19 protein-coding genes are annotated in these 21,786 nt (G+C 69.9%); 16 read left to right on the top strand and 3 right to left on the bottom strand.

Features of this window, described 5'->3' with window-relative positions:
* Positions 1–48 precede the first annotated feature (48 nt).
* Entirely contained in the window at positions 49–609 is a 561-nt protein-coding gene (locus tag ACWC09_RS23370) for an HIT family protein (protein WP_450852505.1), read from the top strand.
* A gap of 44 nt (positions 610–653) precedes the next feature.
* Here the strand turns inward: ACWC09_RS23370 and ACWC09_RS23365 are convergent, their stop codons facing one another.
* A complete protein-coding gene (locus tag ACWC09_RS23365; protein WP_450852504.1) occupies positions 654–2,345 on the bottom strand; it encodes a hypothetical protein in 1,692 nt (563 codons plus the stop codon).
* A gap of 241 nt (positions 2,346–2,586) precedes the next feature.
* Entirely contained in the window at positions 2,587–4,785 is a 2,199-nt protein-coding gene (locus ACWC09_RS23360; protein WP_450852503.1) for an elongation factor G-like protein EF-G2, read from the bottom strand.
* A gap of 217 nt (positions 4,786–5,002) precedes the next feature.
* Between ACWC09_RS23360 and pgsA the strand changes: the two genes are divergently transcribed.
* The 15 genes from pgsA (at position 5,003) to ACWC09_RS23285 (ending at position 20,422) form a co-directional block, all read left to right on the top strand.
* Complete coding sequence (pgsA, locus tag ACWC09_RS23355) at positions 5,003–5,746, top strand: phosphatidylinositol phosphate synthase (protein ID WP_450852522.1); 744 nt, start codon at positions 5,003–5,005, stop codon at positions 5,744–5,746.
* The gene (locus ACWC09_RS23350; RefSeq protein WP_450852502.1) at positions 5,743–6,651 is read left to right on the top strand and encodes a phosphatidylinositol mannoside acyltransferase; all 909 of its coding nucleotides are present in this window, start codon (positions 5,743–5,745) and stop codon (positions 6,649–6,651) included. The genes pgsA and ACWC09_RS23350 overlap by 4 nt, the downstream gene beginning before the upstream one ends.
* Positions 6,648–7,817, top strand: a complete 1,170-nt coding sequence (locus tag ACWC09_RS23345) for a glycosyltransferase family 4 protein (RefSeq protein WP_450852501.1) — start codon at positions 6,648–6,650, stop codon at positions 7,815–7,817. The genes ACWC09_RS23350 and ACWC09_RS23345 overlap by 4 nt, the downstream gene beginning before the upstream one ends.
* Before the next feature lie 40 nt (positions 7,818–7,857).
* Positions 7,858–8,400: a hypothetical protein gene (locus tag ACWC09_RS23340; protein WP_450852500.1), complete on the top strand. Its 543-nt coding sequence runs from the start codon at positions 7,858–7,860 to the stop codon at positions 8,398–8,400.
* Positions 8,401–8,526: 126 nt separating this feature from the next.
* Positions 8,527–9,438: a pyridoxal 5'-phosphate synthase lyase subunit PdxS gene (gene pdxS / locus ACWC09_RS23335; protein WP_450852499.1), complete on the top strand. Its 912-nt coding sequence runs from the start codon at positions 8,527–8,529 to the stop codon at positions 9,436–9,438.
* 8 nt (positions 9,439–9,446) lie between these two features.
* The gene (gene pdxT, locus ACWC09_RS23330) at positions 9,447–10,058 is read left to right on the top strand and encodes a pyridoxal 5'-phosphate synthase glutaminase subunit PdxT (protein WP_450852498.1); all 612 of its coding nucleotides are present in this window, start codon (positions 9,447–9,449) and stop codon (positions 10,056–10,058) included.
* Positions 10,059–10,106: 48 nt separating this feature from the next.
* Positions 10,107–10,859: a YebC/PmpR family DNA-binding transcriptional regulator gene (locus ACWC09_RS23325; RefSeq protein WP_450852497.1), complete on the top strand. Its 753-nt coding sequence runs from the start codon at positions 10,107–10,109 to the stop codon at positions 10,857–10,859.
* A gap of 133 nt (positions 10,860–10,992) precedes the next feature.
* Positions 10,993–11,541, top strand: a complete 549-nt coding sequence (ruvC, locus tag ACWC09_RS23320; protein WP_450852521.1) for a crossover junction endodeoxyribonuclease RuvC — start codon at positions 10,993–10,995, stop codon at positions 11,539–11,541.
* Positions 11,538–12,143: a Holliday junction branch migration protein RuvA gene (gene ruvA, locus ACWC09_RS23315; protein ID WP_450852496.1), complete on the top strand. Its 606-nt coding sequence runs from the start codon at positions 11,538–11,540 to the stop codon at positions 12,141–12,143. Before ruvC ends, ruvA begins: the two co-directional genes overlap by 4 nt.
* Positions 12,144–12,153: 10 nt before the next feature.
* Positions 12,154–13,224 (top strand): Holliday junction branch migration DNA helicase RuvB, encoded by a 1,071-nt coding sequence (ruvB, locus tag ACWC09_RS23310; protein WP_450852495.1) that lies wholly within the window; start codon positions 12,154–12,156, stop codon positions 13,222–13,224.
* Between the two features lie 186 nt (positions 13,225–13,410).
* A complete protein-coding gene (gene yajC / locus ACWC09_RS23305; RefSeq protein WP_450852520.1) occupies positions 13,411–13,902 on the top strand; it encodes a preprotein translocase subunit YajC in 492 nt (163 codons plus the stop codon).
* Between the two features lie 134 nt (positions 13,903–14,036).
* Positions 14,037–15,806 (top strand): protein translocase subunit SecD, encoded by a 1,770-nt coding sequence (gene secD, locus ACWC09_RS23300; protein ID WP_450852494.1) that lies wholly within the window; start codon positions 14,037–14,039, stop codon positions 15,804–15,806.
* Position 15,807: 1 nt separating this feature from the next.
* Positions 15,808–16,926, top strand: coding sequence for a protein translocase subunit SecF (secF, locus tag ACWC09_RS23295; protein ID WP_450852493.1), 1,119 nt, complete (start codon positions 15,808–15,810; stop codon positions 16,924–16,926).
* The gene (locus ACWC09_RS23290) at positions 16,923–17,462 is read left to right on the top strand and encodes an adenine phosphoribosyltransferase (RefSeq protein WP_450852492.1); all 540 of its coding nucleotides are present in this window, start codon (positions 16,923–16,925) and stop codon (positions 17,460–17,462) included. The genes secF and ACWC09_RS23290 overlap by 4 nt, the downstream gene beginning before the upstream one ends.
* Before the next feature lie 389 nt (positions 17,463–17,851).
* Positions 17,852–20,422 (top strand): RelA/SpoT family protein, encoded by a 2,571-nt coding sequence (locus ACWC09_RS23285; RefSeq protein WP_450852491.1) that lies wholly within the window; start codon positions 17,852–17,854, stop codon positions 20,420–20,422.
* A 65-nt stretch (positions 20,423–20,487) separates the two neighbouring features.
* Here ACWC09_RS23285 and ACWC09_RS23280 read toward each other — a convergent pair whose 3' ends face one another.
* Complete coding sequence (locus ACWC09_RS23280; protein WP_450852490.1) at positions 20,488–21,717, bottom strand: DUF349 domain-containing protein; 1,230 nt, start codon at positions 21,715–21,717, stop codon at positions 20,488–20,490.
* Between the last annotated feature and the right edge of the window lie 69 nt (positions 21,718–21,786).

Genomic DNA, 21,786 nt, shown 5'->3' with positions numbered 1-21,786 from the left:
GGGCTCTCCCGCGAACCCCGGCGACACGCCGCGAACGGGCGACGCCATATGCTGCATTGCATGACGAGTGAGCCGGAGCAGCAGTGGGGAGTGGGGACCCAGGACGCGTTCCAGCGCCTGTGGACGCCTCACCGGATGGCCTACATCCAGGGCGAGAACAAGCCGACCGGCCCCGGTGCCGACGACGGCTGCCCCTTCTGCTCGATCCCGGCCAAGTCCGACGAGGACGGCCTGATCGTCCGCCGCGGCGAACAGGTCTACGCCGTCCTCAACCTCTACCCCTACAACGGCGGCCATCTCATGGTCGTCCCCTACCGCCACGTCGCCGACTACACCGACCTCACGGACGCCGAGACGGTGGAGCTCGCCGCCCTGACCAAGCAGGCCATGACGGCCCTGCGCACCGCCTCGGGCGCCCACGGCTTCAACATCGGCATGAACCAGGGCACGGTGGCCGGCGCCGGCATCGCGGCCCACCTCCACCAGCACATCGTCCCCCGCTGGGGAGGCGACACGAACTTCATGCCGGTGGTCGGCCACACGCGGGTACTGCCGCAGCTCCTGGCGGACACGAGAAAGATGCTGGCGGAGGCGTGGCCGACGGCGTGACGGCTGCCGACTTCAGCCCGTCCGGCGTCTGAGGACCGGGACGCTCACGCGTCGTAGACGTCATCCTTCTTCGGCATCGGATCCTGAACATTCCCACTGAGGAACGTCGACCGGTTGTCGAAGTTCTCGGTGTTGACGTTGTGCCCCTTCAGGAACTCGATGGTCGCCTCGTGGACCACCCGCAGCACGGGCGTCGCGCTGCGCAGCACGTCGTCGGTCATGAACCGGTGCCGCCACGGCTGGTCGGCCCACGCGTGCCGCAGCCCGAACGGCTCGGGAAGCGCCAGTGAGCCGCCCAGCCAGTTCAGCAGTGGCGGGTACCAGGTGAGCGGCGCGCGGGCCGTGAGGCGGACCACCTCGTCGCTGTCGACGAGCGGGAGCTTCACCTTGCGGGTCTCCCAGAACTTGACCTGCTTGGCGACCTCCTTCTCCTTGGCCGCCGGCTTGCTGGAGAACAGGGAGTGCACCGGTCCCAGGGCGTGGCCGGTGAGCTCGATGCGCAGCGTCTTGTGCAGCACGGTCACCGTGACCATCATCGTGATGACCAACTGGCCGTCCCAGAGCGTCCACTGGACGCCGAGGTAGTGCCGGTCGCCCGAGTCGTACTGCTTGGTGTTGCAGATCTTCTTGATCTCCTCCAGGTTGATCTGGTGCGCGGTGGTGCCGCCGGGGCGGGATATCTCCTTGGCGCCCGCACCGATGTGGGAGACGATCCAGTGCGAGACCTTCGGCTTGGGGAAGCCCCCAGTGGTCAGTGGGCCCGTGTGCAGCTTCGTCAGGTTCCGCTCGATCGCGCTGACGACGTCGAAGCTCTGGAACCTGTCGACTTCCGGGTCCGGCACCACGTGCTTGGTCATGGCCACACTGAGCGGATTGCTCGACTCCTGCTGCACGGCGTTCGGGACCAGGTCCTCGGCGAGATACCAGTGGCCCCAGCGGGTGCCCATGCCGAGGACGCCCTTGGGGCCGGCGTAGAAGACCGAGTTGGACCGCTGCTCGTTGCTCAGTTCGGCGAAGGCCTGGCGCAGCCGGTCGGCACGGGTGTCACCGGGGCTGGTGGGCACCGACTCGGGGACCTGGGCGCCCACGCTGTTCCCGCCGAGCAGGCCGTCCCAGCGGGCGCGCAGATCCGTGGCCGAGCGCTCGCAGATCTGCTTGGCCATCACCCAGCCGACGACGGGGGCGACGATCGCCAGCCGTGCGTACCAGGCCCAGAACCCCGTGAACGGCATCCGGATCAGGAAGATCACGGCCAGCGCGCCCACAGCGACGAGCAGCACGGTAGCCATGCCGGAGGCCCGCTTGTCGTCGCGCCGGGCGATGGTGGTCCGTATCTGGAAGACCAGCAGCCAGATCAGCGTCCCGGGCAGGAACAGCACACCGCACAGCAGCATCACGGCGGTGAGCTTCTTGTCCCGCTGCCGGCGCAGGTTGTTCGCGGCCATGCAGTGCTCGACGACCGTCTGCGGTTCGATGCCGAAGGACTGGACGACCGGCTTCCGGCCGACGCCCAGCATGCGGGTCACCACGGCCTGGGAGAAGGCCTCGCCGAGGTTCGGCCGGAAGATCGTCGCCCACCTGCGGGGTGGCTTGACGGTCGACTCGTGCCACTCGTTGTTCGCCTCGAGTATCTTGCCGACCTCGTCGTCCCGGTAGGCCGCAGAGGCCAGGGCGAAGGTCGCCTGCTCGACCGAGCCCGTGATCGGTACCTGTGGCTCCACGATGCCAATGGTCATTCCAGCCCCCGATCGCCGCCCGACGTCACCACTGCGGCTCTTCCCGACTTCCGCGCTCCGCACACCTGTTGATCAGGTCATCGCGATGATCGTGCGACAACTTGATCAGGCCTTCAGCGTATCCCCAGGCAGTGACATTCGTCGGCGGACGGCCGAAGCCGCCCGCCGACGCGGAGGGGAGCGTTCCGAGAAAGCCATCCCTTGTGCGACCGGGCGCCACTTGTGCGGCGCCCGGTGCCAACTACGAGGCGTCGCGCGCCTCTTCACGAATCCTTTCCGCGATCTGCGGTGGCATCGGCTCATGCCGTGCGTAGGAACGGTTGAAGCGGGCGGTGCCGTGCGAGAGCGAGCGCAGGTCCACGGCGTACCGTCCGATCTCGATCTCGGGCACCTCGGCCCGGATCAAGGTCCGGTTCCCACTGGTCTGTTCCGTGCCCAGCACCCGCCCCCGCCGCCCGGACAGGTCGCTCATCACGGCGCCCACGTAGTCGTCGCCGACCAGCACGGTCACCTCGGCCACCGGCTCCAGCAGATGGATCCGCACATCGCCCGCGGCCTCCCGCAGCGCCAGCGCGCCCGCCGTCTGGAAGGCGGCGTCCGAGGAGTCCACGGAGTGCGCCTTGCCGTCGAGCAGCGTCACCCGGACGTCGATGAGCGGGTAACCGGCCGCAACTCCCTTGGCCGCCTGGGCCCTTACGCCCTTCTCGACCGACGGGATGAACTGCCGCGGCACCGCGCCCCCGACGACCTTGTCCACGAACTCGATGCCCGAGCCACCAGGCAGCGGCTCCACCTCGATCTCGCAGATCGCGAACTGCCCGTGCCCACCGGACTGCTTCACATGCCGGCCACGCCCCGCCGCCTTGCCCGCGAACGTCTCCCGCAGGGAGACCTTGTGCGGTACGACGTCGACCTGGACGCCGTAGCGGCTGCGCAGCCGCTCCAGCGCCACGTCCGCGTGCGCCTCGCCCAGGCACCACAGGACGACCTGGTGGGTGTCCTGGTTCTGTTCGAGCCGCATGGTCGGGTCCTCGGCGACCAGCCGGGACAGACCCTGCGAGAGCTTGTCCTCGTCCGCCTTGCTGTGGGCCTCGATGGCGAGCGGCAGCAGTGGGTCGGGCATCTCCCAGGGCTCCATCAGGAGCGGGTCGTCCTTGGCGGAGAGGGTGTCGCCGGTCTCCGCGCGGCCGAGCTTGGCCACGCACACCAGGTCGCCCGCGATGGCGTGCGTGACCGTGCGCTGCTGCTTGCCGAAGGGGGTGGACAGTGCGCCGACGCGCTCATCGACGTCGTGGTCCTCGTGTCCGCGGTCGGACAGCCCGTGGCCGGAGACGTGGACCGTCTCGTCGGGGCGCAGCGTGCCGGAGAAGACGCGCACGAGCGAGACCCGGCCGACGTACGGGTCGGAGGCCGTCTTCACGACCTCGGCGACCAGCGGGCCGGCCGTGTCGCAGGGTTTGATCTCGCGCGACTTGCCGTCGATGGTCGTGACCCCCGGAGTGGGGTGCTCGAACGGCGTCGGGAAGCCGCCCGTGACCAGCTCCAGCAACTCGACCGTGCCGAGCCCCTGCTTCGAGCCCTCGGCCGCGGGGGCGGCGGCCAGGACGGGGTGGAAGACCCCGCGCGCGACGGCCCGCTCCAGGTCGTCGACGAGCGTCTTGAAGTCGATCTGCTCGCCGCCCAGATAGCGGTCCATGAGGGTCTCGTCCTCGCTCTCCGAGATGATCCCCTCGATCAGCCGGTTGCGGGCCTCCTCGATCTCCGGCAGCTGGTCCTCGTCCGGCTCGGCCTCCTTGCGCTCACCGGACGAGTAGTCGAACAGCTTCTGCGACAGCAGCCCGGTGAGCCCCGTCACGGGCGCGTGCCCGTCGGGGCCCTGCGGGCCGTGCAGCGGCAGATAGAGCGGCAGCACGGCGTCGGGGTCGTCCCCGCCGAAGGCCTCCGCGCAGGTGCGTGTCATCTCCTCGAAGTCCGCCCGGGCCGCCTCCAGGTGCGTGATCACGATCGCCCGGGGCATGCCGACGGCCGCGCACTCCTCCCACACCATGCGCGTCGAGCCGTCCACGCCGTCCGAGGCGGAGACAACGAAAAGGGCCGCGTCCGCCGCTCGCAGACCGGCCCTCAGTTCCCCGACGAAGTCGGCGTATCCGGGGGTGTCGAGGAGATTGACCTTGATGCCGTCCCATTCCACCGGCACCAGGGAGAGTTGTACCGAGCGTTGCTGCCGGTGCTCGATCTCGTCGTAGTCCGAGACGGTGCCGCCGTCCTCCACGCGGCCCGCCCGGTTCACCGCCCCCGCTGTCAGCGCGAGAGCTTCCACCAATGTCGTCTTGCCCGATCCGGAGTGGCCGACCAGCACCACATTCCGTACGGACGCGGGGTGGTCGGCCGCTGTAGCCCTGCCGGCGGCTCCGGGGTGTGCGTTCGCCTTGTCGCCCATGGTCCTGCCTCCCGTGCACGGTGAGGTCACTGTGGGCGCGGGCATGCCGGGCCGCGTGCGGTGGCGGCTCCGATGACGCCCGCGGTCCTTCGAGCTTTCCACTCCCGTCACGGTGCGTCCATACGGAGGACGCGATCGCGCTGTTACCCGGATGCCTTCAGGCCGTGACACAGGGGTCCGGGTGCCCGGCCGTCGCACACACGCGCGCGTGGCTACGATGGGCCAGCCGGGGGCCAGCAGGGGCCGTACGGCGACACCGACCCTCGGGAAGGCCATGCTGAACAAGTACGCGCGTGCATTCTTCACGCGTGTCCTCACACCGTTCGCCGCGTTTCTCATCCGCCGGGGCGTCAGCCCCGACACGGTCACGCTCCTCGGCACCGCCGGAGTGGTCGCGGGCGCGCTGGTCTTCTACCCCATGGGCGAGTTCTTCTGGGGCACGGTCGTGATCACGCTGTTCGTGTTCTCCGACCTGGTCGACGGGAACATGGCCCGCCAGCTGGGCCGCTCCAGCCGCTGGGGCGCCTTCCTGGACTCCACGCTCGACCGGGTCGCCGACGGAGCGATCTTCGGCGGCTTCGCCCTCTGGTACGCCGCCGGCGGCGACGACATCGCCCTGTGCGCGGTCTCCATCTTCTGCCTGGCCAGCGGCCAGGTGGTGTCGTACACCAAGGCCCGCGGCGAGTCGATCGGTCTGCCGGTCGCCGTCAACGGCCTCGTCGAGCGCGCCGAGCGCCTGGTGATCTCGCTGGTCGCGGCCGGTCTCGCGGGCCTGCACAAGTTCGGCGTGCCCGGCATCCAGTACCTCCTGCCGGTCGCTCTGTGGATCGTCGCCGTGGGCAGCCTCGTCACGCTGATCCAGCGGGTGGTCACCGTCCGCCGGGAATCGGCCGAAGCCGAGGCCGCGGCGGCCGCCGAGGAGAGCGAGAATGCTTCTCATGGGAGGGAGGCGGCGAAGTGAGCTTCCGGGATGAGTTGACCGACGGGTTGTACGGCCTGGGCTGGAGCACGGTCAAGAAGCTCCCGGAGCCGGTCGCCGTACGCCTCGGCCGGACCATCGCCGACCTCGCCTGGAAGCAGCGAGGCAAGGGCGTGCAGCGCCTGGAGAGCAACTACGCGCGCGTGGTGCCCGACGCGAGCCCCGAGCGCCTCGCCGAGCTCTCGCGCGCGGGCATGCGCTCGTACCTGCGCTACTGGATGGAGTCGTTCCGGCTCCCCGCCTGGAGCGCCGAGCGCGTGAAGGGCGGCTTCGAGGCCAAGGACATCCACTACCTGACCGACGGGATCGCCTCCGACCAGGGCGTCGTCCTCGCGCTGCCGCACATGGCCAACTGGGACCTCGCCGGTGCCTGGGTCACCACCAAGCTGGAGACGCCCTTCACCACGGTCGCCGAGCGTCTGAAGCCGGAGACCCTCTACGACCGCTTCGTCGCCTACCGCGAGGGGCTCGGCATGGAGGTCCTCCCGCACAGCGGCGGCACCGCCTTCGGCACGCTGGCCCGGCGCCTGCGCGACGGTGGCCTGGTCTGCCTGGTCGCCGAGCGCGACCTGTCCTCGTCAGGGGTGGAGGTCCGGTTCTTCGGCGAGGCCACCCGCATGCCGGCCGGACCCGCCCTCCTCGCCCAGCAGACCGGAGCCCTGCTCCTCCCGGTGACGCTCTGGTACGACGACTCACCCGTCATGCGGGGACAGGTCCACCCCCCGATCGAGGTACCCGAGACAGGTACCCGAGCCGAAAAGACGTCTGTCATGACACAGGCGCTGGCCGATGCCTTCGCCACGGGGATCGCCGACCACCCGGAGGACTGGCACATGCTGCAGCGCTTGTGGCTGAAGGACCTCGACCCCGGTAAGGGGACCTCGTGAGGATCGGCATCGTCTGCCCGTACTCCTGGGACGTGCCGGGCGGCGTCCAGTTCCACATCCGCGACCTCGCGGAGTACTTCATCGGCCTGGGCCACGAGGTCTCCGTCCTGGCCCCCGCCGACGACGACACACCCCTCCCGCCGTACGTCGTCTCGGCCGGCCGCGCGGTCCCGGTGCCGTACAACGGCTCGGTGGCCCGCCTCAACTTCGGCTTCCTGTCGGCCGCCCGGGTCCGCCGCTGGCTGCACGACGGCGAGTTCGACGTCATCCACATCCACGAGCCGACGTCGCCGTCGCTGGGCCTGTTGACCTGCTGGGCGGCGTCGGGCCCGATCGTGGCCACGTTCCACACGTCCAACCCCCGCTCGCGGGCCATGATCGCCGCGTACTCGATCCTCCAGGCGGCCCTGGAGAAGATCAGCGCGCGGATCGCCGTGAGCGAGTACGCGCGCCGCACGCTGGTGGAGCACCTCGGCGGCGACGCGGTCGTCATCCCGAACGGCGTCGACGTCGACTTCTTCGCCAAGGCCGAGCCCAAGCCCGAGTGGCAGGGCGGCACGATCGGCTTCATCGGCCGCATCGACGAGCCCCGCAAGGGCCTGCCGGTCCTGATGAAGGCGCTGCCGACGATCCTCGCCGCCCGCCCGCAGACCCGTCTTCTGGTCGCGGGCCGCGGCGACGAGGAGGAGGCGGTCGAGTCCCTGCCGACCGAACTCCGCTCCCGCGTCGAGTTCCTGGGCATGGTGAGCGACGAGGACAAGGCCCGTTTCCTGCGCAGCGTCGATCTGTACGTCGCCCCCAACACCGGTGGCGAGAGCTTCGGCATCATCCTGGTCGAGGCGATGTCTGCGGGCGCACCGGTCCTCGCCTCGAACCTGGACGCCTTCGCGCAGGTGCTGGACCAGGGCGCGGCCGGCGAGCTCTTCGCCAACGAGGACCCCGACGCGCTCGCCGAGGCGGCCGTACGCCTGCTGGGCGACCCGGCGCGCCGGGCCGAGCTGCGGGAGCGGGGGAGCGTGCACGTACGGCGCTTCGACTGGTCGACCGTCGGCGCGGACATCCTGTCGGTCTACGAGACGGTGACGGACGGGACGACGGCGGTGGCCGCGGCGGAGGACGAGAGGGGGCCGGGGCTCCGGGCACGTCTCGGGCTTGCGCGGGACTGAGCGCATTCCCCGCCGACGTGCCCCGGTAACGTGACCGCCCGTGACCGCAACCCTGATCTGGATCCTCGCCGTCCTCGTCGCCGTCGGCCTCTACCTGAGCTGGACCGCGGGGCGCCTGGACCGTCTGCACGCCCGGATCGACGCCGCCCGCGCCGCGCTCGACGCACAGCTGCTGCGCAGGGCCTCCGTGGCGCAGGAACTGGCCACCTCGGGCGTCCTGGACCCCGCCGCCTCGATCGTCCTGTATGAGGCCGCACACGCCGCCCGGCAGGCCGAGGAGGAGCAGCGGGAGGTCGCCGAGAGCGAGCTCAGCCAGGCGCTGCGAGCCGTCTTCGCGGAGGTGCCCCAGGTGGAGGCGGTGCGCGAGGCCCCCGGCGGCGAGGCGGCCGCCCACGAGCTCACCGAGGCCGTACGGCGCGTCCCGATGGCCCGCCGCTTCCACAACGACGCCGTGGGCGCCGCCCGCCGACTCCGCGAACACCGCAAGGTCCGCTGGTTCCGCCTGGCCGGCCACGCGCCCTTCCCGATGGCCTTCGAGATGGACGACGAGCCCCCCACGGCACTGACCGACCGGGCCGCCTAGCAGGCGTTTCCCCACGGCGGCCCTGAAAAGGAGCCACCGTCTCTCCATTGGCCCTTGCCGTGGACTGGTCCATTCACGTTTCCTCGGTGACTGCAGAAATCCTCTTTCACTTCAGTGAGGTCGCCCGTGTCCAGCACGCTCTCCGAAAACCAGGCCCCCGAGACCGGCACCGCCCGCGTGAAGCGCGGTATGGCCGAGCAACTCAAGGGTGGCGTGATCATGGACGTCGTCACGCCGGAGCAGGCGAAGATCGCCGAGGACGCGGGCGCCGTCGCCGTCATGGCCCTGGAACGGGTCCCGGCCGACATCCGCAAGGACGGCGGCGTGGCCCGGATGTCCGACCCCGACATGATCGAGGGCATCATCGAGGCCGTCTCCATCCCGGTCATGGCCAAGTCCCGCATCGGCCACTTCGTCGAGGCCCAGGTGCTGCAGTCCCTCGGCGTCGACTACATCGACGAGTCCGAGGTCCTCACCCCGGCCGACGAGGTCAACCACTCCGACAAGTGGGCCTTCACGACCCCCTTCGTCTGCGGTGCCACCAACCTGGGCGAGGCCCTGCGCCGTATCGCCGAGGGCGCGGCCATGATCCGCTCCAAGGGCGAGGCCGGCACCGGCAACGTCGTCGAGGCCGTCCGCCACCTGCGCCAGATCAAGAACGAGATCGCCCGCCTGCGCGGCTACGACAACAACGAGCTGTACGCCGCCGCCAAGGAGCTGCGCGCCCCGTACGAGCTCGTCAAGGAGGTCGCCGAACTCGGCAAGCTCCCGGTCGTGCTGTTCTCCGCCGGTGGCGTCGCCACCCCCGCCGACGCCGCGCTGATGCGCCAGCTCGGTGCCGAGGGCGTCTTCGTCGGCTCCGGCATCTTCAAGTCCGGCGACCCGGCCAAGCGTGCCGCCGCCATCGTGAAGGCCACCACCTTCTACGACGACCCGAAGATCATCGCGGACGCGTCCCGCAACCTCGGCGAGGCCATGGTCGGCATCAACTGCGACACCCTCCCCGAGGCCGAGCGCTACGCCAACCGCGGCTGGTAACCCACCCCATGTCGAACGAAGTCCCTGTCATCGGCGTCCTGGCCCTCCAGGGCGACGTACGGGAGCATCTCGTCGCCCTGGCCGCGGCCGACGCCGTGGCCAGGCCGGTCAGGCGCCCCGAGGAACTCGCCGAGGTGGACGGCCTCGTCATCCCCGGCGGCGAGTCCACCACCATCTCCAAACTGGCCGTCCTCTTCGGCGTGATGGAGCCCCTACGCGCGCGCGTGCGGGGCGGCATGCCCGTCTACGGCACCTGCGCGGGCCTCATCATGCTCGCCGACAAGATCCTCGACCCGCGCTCGGGCCAGGAGACGATCGGCGGCATCGACATGATCGTGCGCCGCAACGCCTTCGGGCGGCAGAACGAGTCCTTCGAGGCGGCGGTCGACGTCAAGGGAATCGCGGGCGATCCTGTAGAGGGCGTGTTCATCCGCGCCCCCTGGGTCGAGTCCGTCGGCGCCGAGACCGAGGTGCTCGCCGAGCACGACGGCCACATCGTCGCGGTCCGCCAGGGCAACGCGCTCGCCACGTCGTTCCACCCGGAACTGACCGGCGACCACCGCGTGCACTCCCTGTTCGTCGACCTGGTGCGCGCGAACCGGACAGCGGAGTCCTTGTAGGATCTCTGGCGTTCGTTCATAGATGGGTTACGCGAAGGAGACAGGCAGATGTCCGGCCACTCTAAATGGGCCACGACGAAGCACAAGAAGGCCGTGATCGACGCCAAGCGCGGCAAGCTCTTCGCGAAGCTGATCAAGAACATCGAGGTCGCTGCGCGCATGGGCGGTGTCGACCTCGAAGGAAATCCGACGCTCTACGACGCCGTGCAGAAGGCGAAGAAGCAGTCGGTGCCGAACAAGAACATCGACTCCGCGATCAAGCGCGGCGGCGGTCTCGAGGCCGGTGGCGCCGACTACGAGACGATCATGTACGAGGGCTACGGCCCGAACGGCGTCGCGGTGCTCATCGAGTGCCTCACCGACAACCGCAACCGCGCCGCCTCCGACGTGCGCGTCGCCATGACCCGCAACGGCGGCAACATGGCCGACCCGGGCTCCGTGTCGTACATGTTCAGCCGCAAGGGCGTCGTCATCGTCCCCAAGGGCGAGTTGACCGAGGACGACGTCCTCGGCGCGGTCCTGGACGCGGGCGCCGAGGAGGTCAACGACCTCGGCGAGACCTTCGAGGTCATCAGCGAGGCCACCGACCTGGTCGCGGTCCGTAGCGCCCTCCAGGACGCCGGGATCGACTACGACTCCGCCGACTCCAGCTTCGTGCCGTCCGTCCAGGTAGAGCTGGACGAGGAGGGCGCCAAGAAGATCTTCAAGCTGATCGACGCCCTGGAGGACAGCGACGACGTGCAGAACGTCTTCGCCAACTTCGACGTCAGTGACGAGATCATGGAGAAGGTCGACGCGTAACGCCACCGCGAGCTGAGCGGACGAAGCGGCTCAACGGGCCGACGGGACACGCCCCGTCGGCCCGTCGCCATGTCGGCCGTTGTCGGTGGCACCCGATAGCCTGCACAAACAGGCGATCGAAGGAGGGGGCGTGGTGCGCGTACTGGGGGTGGACCCCGGACTGACCCGATGTGGTGTCGGTGTCGTCGAGGGAGTCGCGGGCCGTCCGCTGACCATGGTCGGCGTCGGTGTCGTACGGACGCCCGTGGACGCCGAGTTGGGGCACCGACTGGTCGCGATCGAGGCGGGCATCGACGCCTGGCTGGACGAGCACCGGCCCGAACTCGTCGCCGTGGAGCGGGTGTTCAGCCAGCACAATGTACGGACCGTGATGGGCACCGCCCAGGCCAGCGCCGTCGCCATGCTCTGCGCCGCCCGCCGCGGCATCCCCGTCGCCCTGCACACCCCCAGTGAGGTCAAGGCCGCCGTCACCGGCAGCGGCCGCGCCGACAAGGCCCAGGTCGGTGCCATGGTCACCCGCCTGCTCCGGCTCGACGCGCCCCCGAAGCCCGCCGACGCCGCCGACGCCCTCGCGCTCGCCATCTGCCACATCTGGCGCGCCCCCGCGCAGAACCGACTCCAGCAGGCCGTGGCCCTGCACGCAGCCAAAGCATCTGTCACTTCGAAAGGCCGTACCGCATGATCGCCTTCGTGAGCGGACCGGTCGCCGCGCTCGCCCCCGACGCCGCGGTGATCGAGGTGGGCGGCGTCGGCATCGCCGTTCAGTGCACGCCGAACACCCTGTCCACGCTCCGCCTCGGCCAGCCGGCCAAGCTGGCCACCTCTCTTGTCGTACGAGAGGACTCGCTGACGCTGTACGGCTTCGTGGACGACGACGAACGTCAGATCTTCGAGCTGCTGCAGACCGCGACCGGGGTGGGCCCGCGCCTGGCCCAGGCCATGCTGGCCGTCCATACGCCGGACGCCCTGCGCCGCGCGGTGGCGGCCAATGACGAGAAGGCGCTCATGGCCGTTCCGGGCATCGGCAAGAAGGGCGCGCAGAAGCTGTTGCTGGAGTTCAAGGACCGGCTGGGTGCGCCGGTCGGTGCGTCGGCGGTCGGCGCCCCCGTCACGAGCGGGTGGCGCGATCAGCTGCATGCCGCGCTGATCGGCCTCGGGTATGCCACCCGCGAGGCCGACGAGGCGGTCGCCGCCGTCGCCCCGCAGGCCGAGGCCGCCGAGGGCACGCCCCAGGTGGGTCCGCTGCTCAAGGCCGCCCTCCAGACCCTGAACCGCGCCCGCTAGGAGAACGTCAGTGAACTGGGACGACCCGACCGACGCCACCGCCGCCGAGCGGCTCGTCGGTGCGTCCGCCGACCGTGAGGACCAGGCCGTCGAGGCCGCGCTGCGCCCCAAGGACCTGGACGAGTTCATCGGCCAGGAGAAGGTCCGCGAACAGCTCGACCTGGTCCTGCGCGCCGCACGCGCGCGTGGCGCCACCGCCGACCATGTGCTGCTCTCCGGCGCCCCCGGCCTCGGCAAGACCACCCTCTCGATGATCATCGCCGCCGAGATGGGCGCCCCGATCCGCATCACCAGCGGCCCCGCCATCCAGCACGCCGGCGACCTCGCCGCGATCCTCTCCTCCCTCCAGGAGGGCGAGGTCCTCTTCCTCGACGAGATCCACCGCATGTCGAGGCCCGCCGAGGAAATGCTGTACATGGCGATGGAGGACTTCCGCGTCGACGTCATCGTCGGCAAGGGCCCGGGAGCCACCGCGATCCCGCTCGAACTGCCCCCGTTCACCCTGGTCGGCGCCACCACGCGCGCGGGCCTGCTGCCGCCCCCGCTGCGCGACCGCTTCGGCTTCACCGCACACATGGAGTTCTACGAGCCCGCCGAGCTGGAGCGCGTCATCCACCGCTCCGCGAACCTCCTCGACGTGGAGATCCAGGCCGACGGCGCCGCCGAGATCGCCGGCCGCTCCCGCGGCACGCCCCGTATCGCCAACCGCCTGCTGCGCCGGGTCCGGGACTATGCGCAGGTGAAGGCCGACGGGTTCATCACCCGTGAGATCGCGGCGGCCGCGCTGAAGGTCTACGAGGTCGACGCCCGCGGCCTCGACCGCCTCGACCGCGGCGTCCTGGAGGCTTTGCTCAAGCTTTTCGGAGGCGGACCCGTCGGCCTGTCCACCCTCGCCGTGGCGGTGGGGGAGGAGCGCGAGACCGTCGAGGAGGTCGCCGAGCCCTTCCTCGTACGAGAGGGACTGCTCGCCCGAACCCCCCGAGGCCGTGTCGCCACGCCCGCCGCATGGGCGCATCTCGGCCTCACCCCGCCCCGCTCCGCAGTTGCGGGAAACGGACAACAGGACCTGTTCGGGACGTGATGGCATCGTGACGGGGTGGCATTGGCCGGGTCAGGAACCCAGGTGCCATGCTGAGCGTTGTTCCATGCGCGCGGACTCGCTTAGACTCCGCCGATGCCGCCGTTGTCGGCGGTATACATACCCCCATCCATCAGGCCGCTCCCCATCGCGGTCGTGCGAAGGAAATTCCGTCCCGTGAATATCACCATGCTCCTCCCGTTCATCGTGCTCATCGGGGCCATGTTCCTCATGACCCGCTCGGCCAAGCGCAAGCAGGCACAGGCCGCGCAGATGCGCAACGAGATGCAGCCCGGCAGCGGCGTCCGCACGATCGGGGGCATGTACGCGACGGTCAAGGAGGTCAACGAGGACACGGTCCTCCTCGACGCCGGCCCGGGCGTCGAGCTCCTCTTCGCGAAGAACGCCATCGGTTCCGTGCTCAGCGACGACGAGTACAACCGCATCGTGCACGGCATCGAGCACGACCTGAAGTCCGACTCCGACGTCGTCCCGGACGACGCCTCCTCCCTCACCGAGACCGACGACTCCGACGACGAAGCTGCCGCCGCCTCCGACGACAAGTCAGTCGACCTCGGCAAGAAGGACGCTCCCGAGGAGTCGGCCGACGAGACCGTCACCGCAGAGGCGAAGTCGGACGAGGAGCCGAAGAAGACCGACGGCGACTCCGACGCGAAGTAGTGACGTCCCGGGGCACGCGGCCGACCTCGCGTGCCCCGGGACGCGCGCATCTCGCACACGGGGATCCCGACACCATGTCATGGCCGACACCGCGCTGACCCGGCGCGGAGCGGCCCGAGAGGGAGTACGAGAAGGTGGCAGCACCTAAAAAGGGCCGGAGCGCGAGCGCCCAGAGCAAGCCAGGGCGCTCGCTGGCCCTCATTCTGATCGCCATCGTGGCGCTCACCGGCGGAATGTTCGCCTCCGGGAACACCACCCCGCGCCTCGGCATCGACCTGGCCGGTGGTACGAGCATCACGCTCGAAGCGGTGAACGAGCCCGGCCAGCCCAACGCGATCAACAAGACCAACATGGACACCGCGGTCGCCATCATGAACCGCCGTGTCAATGGTCTCGGTGTCTCCGAGGCGGAGGTCCAGACCCAGGGCGACCGGAACATCATCGTCAACATCCCCAAGGGCACGAACTCCAAGGAGGCCCGGGACCAGGTCGGCACCACCGCCAAGCTGTACTTCCGCCCGGTGCTCGCCACCGAGCTCTCCGGCGCCGCCGCGACGACCAGCCCGTCGCCGAGCGCCTCCAGCAGCCCATCGGGCAAGGCCACCGACAAGGCGGGGGAGAAGGCCACCGGCACGTCGACCCCGTCCTCCTCGGCGAAGCCCTCGGCCACCGCCACCTCGCAGGGCCGCGCGGTCACCGACGCCCTGAAGGCGGACTCGACGCCGAGCGCCACCGCCTCCTCCAGCCCGAGCGCCTCCTCCAGCGCCTCCCCGTCCGCGAGCGCCTCCGCCAGCGCCGAGGCCAGCAAGCTCGAGGCGGAGTACACGGCTCTCGACTGCACCAAGAAGTCGGACCGCGCCACCGCCGGTAAGACCGCCAAGGCCACCGACACCACCGTGGCCTGCGGCAACTCCTCGGGCCAGTGGCAGAAGTACATCCTCGGCCCCGCCGCGGTCGACGGCACGGACGTGAACAAGGCACAGGCCGTCTTCAACACCCAGACCGCCGCCGGCTGGACCGTCACCATGGAGTTCACCGGCAAGGGCACCAAGAAGTTCGCCGACATCACCGGCCAGCTGGCGCAGAAGACGCAGCCGCAGAACCAGTTCGCGATCGTCCTCGACGGCGACGTGGTCTCCGACCCGCGCGTCAGCGAGGCGCTCACCAGCGGCAGCGCGGAGATCTCGGGCAGCTTCACCCAGCAGGAGGCGCAGAGCCTCGCCAACATGCTGAAGTACGGCGCCCTGCCGCTCACCTTCAAGGAGGCGAGCGTCACCACGGTCACCGCCGCGCTCGGCGGCGAGCAGCTGCACGCCGGTCTGATCGCGGGCGCGATCGGCCTCGGACTCGTCGTGATCTACCTGCTGCTCTTTTACCGCGGCCTGTCGGTCATCGCCATTCCCTCGCTGCTGGTCTCCGGCGCCCTCACCTACGCGATCATGTCGCTGCTCGGCGAGGCCATCGGCTTCGCGCTGAACCTGCCGGCCGTCTGCGGCGCGATCGTCGCGATCGGTATCACCGCGGACTCGTTCATCGTGTTCTTCGAACGCATCAGGGACGAGATCCGCGAGGGCCGTTCCCTGCGTCCCGCCGTCGAGCGGGCCTGGCCGCGTGCCCGGCGCACCATCCTGGTCTCCGACTTCGTGTCGTTCCTCGCCGCCGCGGTGCTGTTCATCGTCACCGTCGGCAAGGTCCAGGGCTTCGCGTTCACGCTTGGTCTGACCACCGTGCTCGACGTGGTCGTCGTCTTCCTGTTCACCAAGCCGCTGATGACGATCCTCGCGCGCCGCAAGTTCTTCGCGAACGGCCACAAGTGGTCCGGCCTGGACCCGAAGGCACTCGGAGCCAAGCCGCCGCTGCGCCGCACCCGTCGTTCCGCCCCCGTCGACCCGAAGGAGGCGTGAGATGTCGAAACTCGGCAGCCTCGGCGCCCGACTGCACCGCGGCGAGGTCGGCTACGACTTCGTCGGCAAGCGCAAGATCTGGTACGGCATCTCGCTCCTGATCACCATTACGGCGATCCTCGGTCTGGCCGTGCGCGGCCTGAACATGGGCATCGAGTTCCAGGGCGGCGCCGTCTTCACCACGCCGAAGAAGATGACCGCCTCGGTCGCCCAGGCCGAGACGTACGCGCGGGAGGCCTCCGGACACGACGCGGTCGTCCAGAAGCTCGGTGACGGCAGCCTGCGCATCCAGATCGCCGGCATCGACACCGGCAAGTCCGACGCGATCAAGAACACGCTCGCCGACGACCTGAAGGTCAACCCCGAGAACATCGCCGCCGACCTCGTGGGCCCCAGCTGGGGTGACCAGATCGCCAACAAGGCCTGGGAGGGCCTGGCGATCTTCATGGTCCTGGTCGTGATCTACCTGGCGATCGCCTTCGAGTGGCGCATGGCCGTGGCCGCGCTCGTCGCCCTCATCCACGACATCACCATCACCACCGGCATCTACGCCCTCGTCGGCTTCGAGGTCACGCCGGGCACGGTGATCGGTCTGCTCACGATCCTCGGTTACTCGCTCTACGACACGGTCGTCGTCTTCGACAGCCTCAAGGAGCAGACGAAGGACCTCACCAAGCAGACCCGCTGGACCTACAGCGATGTCGCCAACCGTTCGATCAACAGCACACTGATGCGGTCCATCAACACGACCGTGGTGGCGCTGTTGCCGGTCGCGGGCCTGCTGTTCATCGGTGGCGGCTTCCTCGGCGCCGGCATGCTCAACGACATCTCGCTGTCGCTGTTCGTCGGCCTCGCGGCCGGTGCGTACTCCTCGATCTTCATCGCCACGCCGCTCGTCGCCGACCTCAAGGAGCGCGAGCCGCAGATCAAGGCCCTCAAGAAGCGGGTGCTCGCCAAGCGGGCGCAGGCCGCCAGCGAGGAGGAGCAGGCGGAGGTCCGTGAGGCCGATGCGGCGTACGACGACGAGCACGAGGACGCCGCCCCCGCGGTCGTCGGGCCGCGCAACCAGCCCGCGTCCCGTGGGCGCGGCCGTGGCCGTCCCTCCGGGAAGCGCCGATGACCGACATCAAGGAGCTGCTGCTCAGCCGTATCCGCGACGTCGCGGACTACCCGGAGCCGGGCGTGATGTTCAAGGACATCACCCCGCTCCTGGCGGACCCGTCGGCGTTCACGGCGCTGACGGACGCGCTGGCCGAGATCGCCGAGAACACCGGCGCCACCAAGGTCGTCGGCCTGGAGGCCCGCGGCTTCATCCTCGGCGCCCCGGTCGCCGTCCGCGCGGGCCTCGGCTTCATCCCCGTGCGCAAGGCGGGCAAGCTCCCCGGAGCGACCCTCGGACAGGCCTACGACCTGGAGTACGGCTCGGCCGAGATCGAGGTGCACGCCGAGGACCTGTCCACCGGGGACCGCATACTGATCATCGACGACGTCCTCGCCACCGGCGGCACCGCCGAGGCCGCCATCCAGCTGATCCGCCGAGCAGGTGCCGAGGTCGCCGGCCTGGCGGTCCTGATGGAACTCGGCTTCCTGCCGGGCCGCTCCCGCCTGGAGCCGGCCCTGGGCGGTGCCCCGCTGGAGGCACTGCTCGTGGTCTGACCTGTACGACGTGATCACGCATGATGCGACGGCCGTCCCCGCAGTACGGGGACGGCCGTCGCACATGTCACACCCCTCGCCACCACACCCTGAAGGGGCGCGGGGCTGTATCGATGTGCGGCTACCGCGGCGTGGGCGCGACCAGCCCCGGCGACGCCCCACCCGCCAACGAAGCTCAGCTCCCGGACCCTCCGCGCAACCTCGCCCACGCCCACAGAACAACCCCAGGACACCCCAGCGCGACCAACCGGAATGCCGGCGGCAGCCCCCCGCGTTACTCGGGTAGACGTCCCTCACATTGGCCTGAAGGCGATCTCGCGGCCCAGGATCGCTACCATGGGGTCTCCGGAGCCTGACCGGGGGACCCGGATCGCGCACGAGGAGTCCTCTTGCCAGACGAGGCCCAGCACCTGACCGCCGCCAAGCCCGAGTCCGCCTCGGCAGCCGCGGCCAAGCCCGCGCCGAGCACACCGCACGTGACGAACGACAGCGCCGGGCCGGTCGAGCACGCCCAGTCCGCGCCCGTCGAGAAGGCCGCAGAGCAGACGCGCCCCAAGCCGGCCCCGCCCGAGCGCCCCGTGCCCTCCCCCACTCCCGACTCCGCTCGAGCGGGGGGACCCCCATCCTCCGCGGTCCGCCCGAACACCGGCCAGCCCGCCCGCTCCGGCTCCTCCAACCGCGTCCGCGCCCGCCTCGCCCGCCTCGGTGTACAGCGCTCCAACCCGTACAACCCGGTCCTGGAGCCACTGCTGCGGATAGTGCGCAGCAACGACCCGAAGATCGAGACGGCCACCCTCCGCAAGATCGAGAACGCCTATCAGGTCGCCGAGCGCTGGCACCGCGGCCAGAAGCGCAAGAGCGGCGACCCGTACATCACGCATCCCCTCGCGGTGACCACGATCCTCGCCGAGCTGGGCATGGATCCGGCCACCCTGATGGCGGGCCTGCTGCACGACACCGTCGAGGACACCGAGTACGGCCTCGACCAGCTCCGCCGCGACTTCGGCGACTCGGTCGCTCTCCTGGTCGACGGCGTCACCAAGCTGGACAAGGTCAAGTTCGGCGAGGCCGCGCAGGCCGAGACCGTGCGCAAGATGGTCGTCGCCATGGCCAAGGACCCGCGCGTCCTGGTCATCAAGCTCGCCGACCGCCTGCACAACATGCGCACCATGCGCTATCTCAAGCGTGAGAAGCAGGAGAAGAAGGCGCGCGAGACCCTCGAGATCTACGCGCCGCTCGCCCACCGCCTGGGCATGAACACCATCAAGTGGGAGCTGGAGGACCTAGCCTTCGCGATCCTCTACCCCAAGATGTACGACGAGATCGTCCGCCTCGTCGCCGAGCGCGCCCCCAAGCGCGACGAGTACCTCGCCATAGTGACCGACGAGGTCCAGCAGGACCTGCGCGCGGCACGCATCAAGGCGACCGTCACCGGCCGCCCGAAGCACTACTACAGCGTCTACCAGAAGATGATCGTCCGCGGTCGCGACTTCGCGGAGATCTACGACCTGGTCGGCATCCGCGTCCTCGTCGACACCGTCCGAGACTGCTACGCCGCCCTCGGCACCGTGCACGCGCGATGGAACCCGGTCCCCGGCCGGTTCAAGGACTACATCGCGATGCCCAAGTTCAACATGTACCAGTCGCTGCACACGACGGTCATCGGCCCCAACGGCAAGCCCGTCGAGCTGCAGATCCGCACCTTCGACATGCACCGCCGCGCCGAGTACGGCATCGCCGCGCACTGGAAGTACAAGCAGGAGGCCGTCGCCGGAGCCTCGAAGGTGCGCACGGACGTGCCGAAGGCCGGCAAGAAGGACGACCACCTCAACGACATGGCGTGGCTGCGCCAGCTCCTCGACTGGCAGAAGGAGACCGAGGACCCGGGCGAGTTCCTGGAGTCCCTCCGCTTCGACCTGTCCCGCAACGAGGTCTTCGTCTTCACCCCCAAGGGCGACGTCATAGCGCTCCCGGCGGGTGCCACCCCGGTGGACTTCGCGTACGCCGTCCACACGGAGGTCGGCCACCGGACCATCGGAGCGCGGGTCAACGGCCGTCTCGTACCGCTCGAATCCACCCTGGACAACGGCGACCTGGTGGAGGTCTTCACCTCCAAGGCGGCCGGCGCGGGCCCCTCCCGTGACTGGCTCGGCTTCGTCAAGTCGCCGCGTGCCCGCAACAAGATCCGGGCCTGGTTCTCCAAGGAGCGCCGCGACGAGGCGATCGAGCAGGGCAAGGACGCCATCGTCCGCGCGATGCGCAAGCAGAACCTGCCGATCCAGCGCATCCTCACCGGCGACTCGCTCGTCACGCTCGCGCACGAGATGCGCTACCCGGACATCTCCGCGTTGTACGCGGCGATCGGCGAGGGTCATGTCTCCGCGCAGAACGTCGTGCAGAAGCTCGTCTCCGCGCTCGGTGGCGAGGAGGCGGCCACCGAGGAGATCGACGAGTCGGTCCCGCCGACCCGCGGCCGCAGCCGCAAGCGCCGCTCCAGCGCCGACCCGGGCGTCATCGTCAAGGGCGTCGAGGACGTGTGGGTCAAGCTGGCCCGCTGCTGTACGCCCGTGCCCGGCGACCCGATCATCGGTTTCGTCACGCGCGGTAGCGGAGTATCGGTTCACCGCAGCGACTGCGTGAACGTGGAGTCACTGTCCCGCGAGCCCGAGCGCATCCTCGAGGTCGAGTGGGCACCCACCCAGTCCTCGGTCTTCCTGGTCGCCATCCAGGTCGAGGCCCTGGACCGCTCCCGGCTCCTCTCGGACGTCACCCGCGTCCTGTCCGACCAGCACGTCAACATCCTCTCGGCGGCCGTCCAGACGTCCCGCGACCGGGTGGCCACCTCGCGCTTCACCTTCGAGATGGGCGACCCGAAGCACCTCGGGCACGTCCTGAAGGCCGTGAGGGGCGTCGAGGGCGTCTACGACGTGTACCGGGTGACCTCGGCCAGGCGGTCGTAGAAACGACGAGGAGAGGGCCCCGCACGGCATGTGCGGGGCCCTCTCCTCGTGTGTCAGCCGGGCTGTCAGCCGCCGAACTCCTGCAGACCCTTCAGAGCCTGGTCAAGGAGCGCCTGGCGGCCCTCCAGCTCACGCTCGAGCTTGTCGGCCTTGGCGCTGTTGCCCTGCGCGCGCGCCTGCTCGATCTGGGACCTGAGCTTGTCCACGGCGGCCTGGAGCTGGCCGGTCAGACCCGCGGCACGCGCGCGTGCCTCCGGGTTGGTCCGGCGCCACTCGGCCTCCTCGGCCTCCTGGATGGCCCGCTCCACGGCGTGCATCCGGCCCTCGACCTTCGGGCGGGCGTCGCGCGGCACGTGCCCGATGGCCTCCCAGCGCTCGTTGACCGAGCGGAAGGCGGCACGGGCGGTCCTGAGGTCCGTCACCGGGAGGATCTTCTCGGCCTCCTCGGCCAGCTCCTCCTTGAGCTTCAGGTTCTCCGACTGCTCCGCGTCCCGCTCAGCGAAGACCGAGCTGCGGGCCGCGAAGAACACGTCCTGGGCGCCGCGGAAGCGGTTCCACAGGTCGTCCTCGTGCTCGCGCTGGGCGCGCCCGGCGGCCTTCCACTCCGTCATCAGCTCGCGGTAGCGGGCGGCCGTGGGACCCCAGTCCGTCGACCCGGAGAGCGCCTCGGCCTCGGCGACCAGCCGCTCCTTGGTCTTGCGGGCCTCCTCGCGCTGGGCGTCCAGCGAGGCGAAGTGGGCCTTGCGGCGCTTGGAGAACGCCGACCGGGCGTGCGAGAAGCGGTGCCACAGCTCGTCGTCCGACTTGCGGTCCAGCCGCGGCAGCCCCTTCCAGGTGTCCACCAGCGCGCGCAGCCGCTCGCCGGCCGCCCGCCACTGGTCGGACTGCGCCAGCTGCTCCGCTTCGGTGACCAGCTCCTCCTTGGCGTGCCGCGCCTCGTCGGACTGTTTGGCGCGCTGCTGCTTGCGCTCCTCACGGCGCGCGTCGACGGTCTCCACGAGCTTGTCCAGCCGCTGCTTCAGCGCCGCCAGATCGCCCACCGCGTGGTGCGCGTCGACCTGCTCGCGGATGTGGTCGATGGCGGTCTGGGCGTCCTTCGCGGACAGGTCGGTGGTCTTCACCCGCTTCTCGAGGAGGCCGATCTCCACAACCAGGCCTTCGTACTTGCGCTCGAAGTAGGCCAGCGCCTCCTCAGGAGTGCCGGCCTGCCAGGAACCGACGACCTGCTCGCCGTCGGCCGTACGCACGTACACGGTCCCCGTCTCGTCGACGCGGCCCCACGGGTCGCTGCTCACAGCGCCTCCTCCACATGATGCCTGCGAGGGGCCTCACCGCCCCCGGGCATCGTCCACAGTTTCGTCACG

This window comes from Streptomyces sp. NPDC001617 (assembly GCF_053596855.1).
The sequence above is the reverse complement of the archived record's forward strand: the minus strand, read 5'-3'. Positions and strand labels throughout refer to the sequence as shown.

What these genes read in the sequence shown, in the direction of transcription:
- pgsA (WP_450852522.1), top strand. Translation starts at nt 5,003, where the DNA reads ATGGGCCAGCCGGGGGCCAGCAGGGGCCGTACGGCGACACCGACCCTC.
- ACWC09_RS23325 (WP_450852497.1), top strand. Translation starts at nt 10,107, where the DNA reads ATGTCCGGCCACTCTAAATGGGCCACGACGAAGCACAAGAAGGCCGTG.
- pdxT (WP_450852498.1), top strand. Translation starts at nt 9,447, where the DNA reads ATGTCGAACGAAGTCCCTGTCATCGGCGTCCTGGCCCTCCAGGGCGAC.
- yajC (WP_450852520.1), top strand. Translation starts at nt 13,411, where the DNA reads ATGCTCCTCCCGTTCATCGTGCTCATCGGGGCCATGTTCCTCATGACC.
- ACWC09_RS23370 (WP_450852505.1), top strand. Translation starts at nt 49, where the DNA reads ATGCTGCATTGCATGACGAGTGAGCCGGAGCAGCAGTGGGGAGTGGGG.
- ruvA (WP_450852496.1), top strand. Translation starts at nt 11,538, where the DNA reads ATGATCGCCTTCGTGAGCGGACCGGTCGCCGCGCTCGCCCCCGACGCC.
- ACWC09_RS23360 (WP_450852503.1), bottom strand. Translation starts at nt 4,785, where the DNA reads ATGGGCGACAAGGCGAACGCACACCCCGGAGCCGCCGGCAGGGCTACA.
- ACWC09_RS23365 (WP_450852504.1), bottom strand. Translation starts at nt 2,345, where the DNA reads ATGACCATTGGCATCGTGGAGCCACAGGTACCGATCACGGGCTCGGTC.
- ACWC09_RS23290 (WP_450852492.1), top strand. Translation starts at nt 16,923, where the DNA reads ATGACCGACATCAAGGAGCTGCTGCTCAGCCGTATCCGCGACGTCGCG.
- secF (WP_450852493.1), top strand. Translation starts at nt 15,808, where the DNA reads ATGTCGAAACTCGGCAGCCTCGGCGCCCGACTGCACCGCGGCGAGGTC.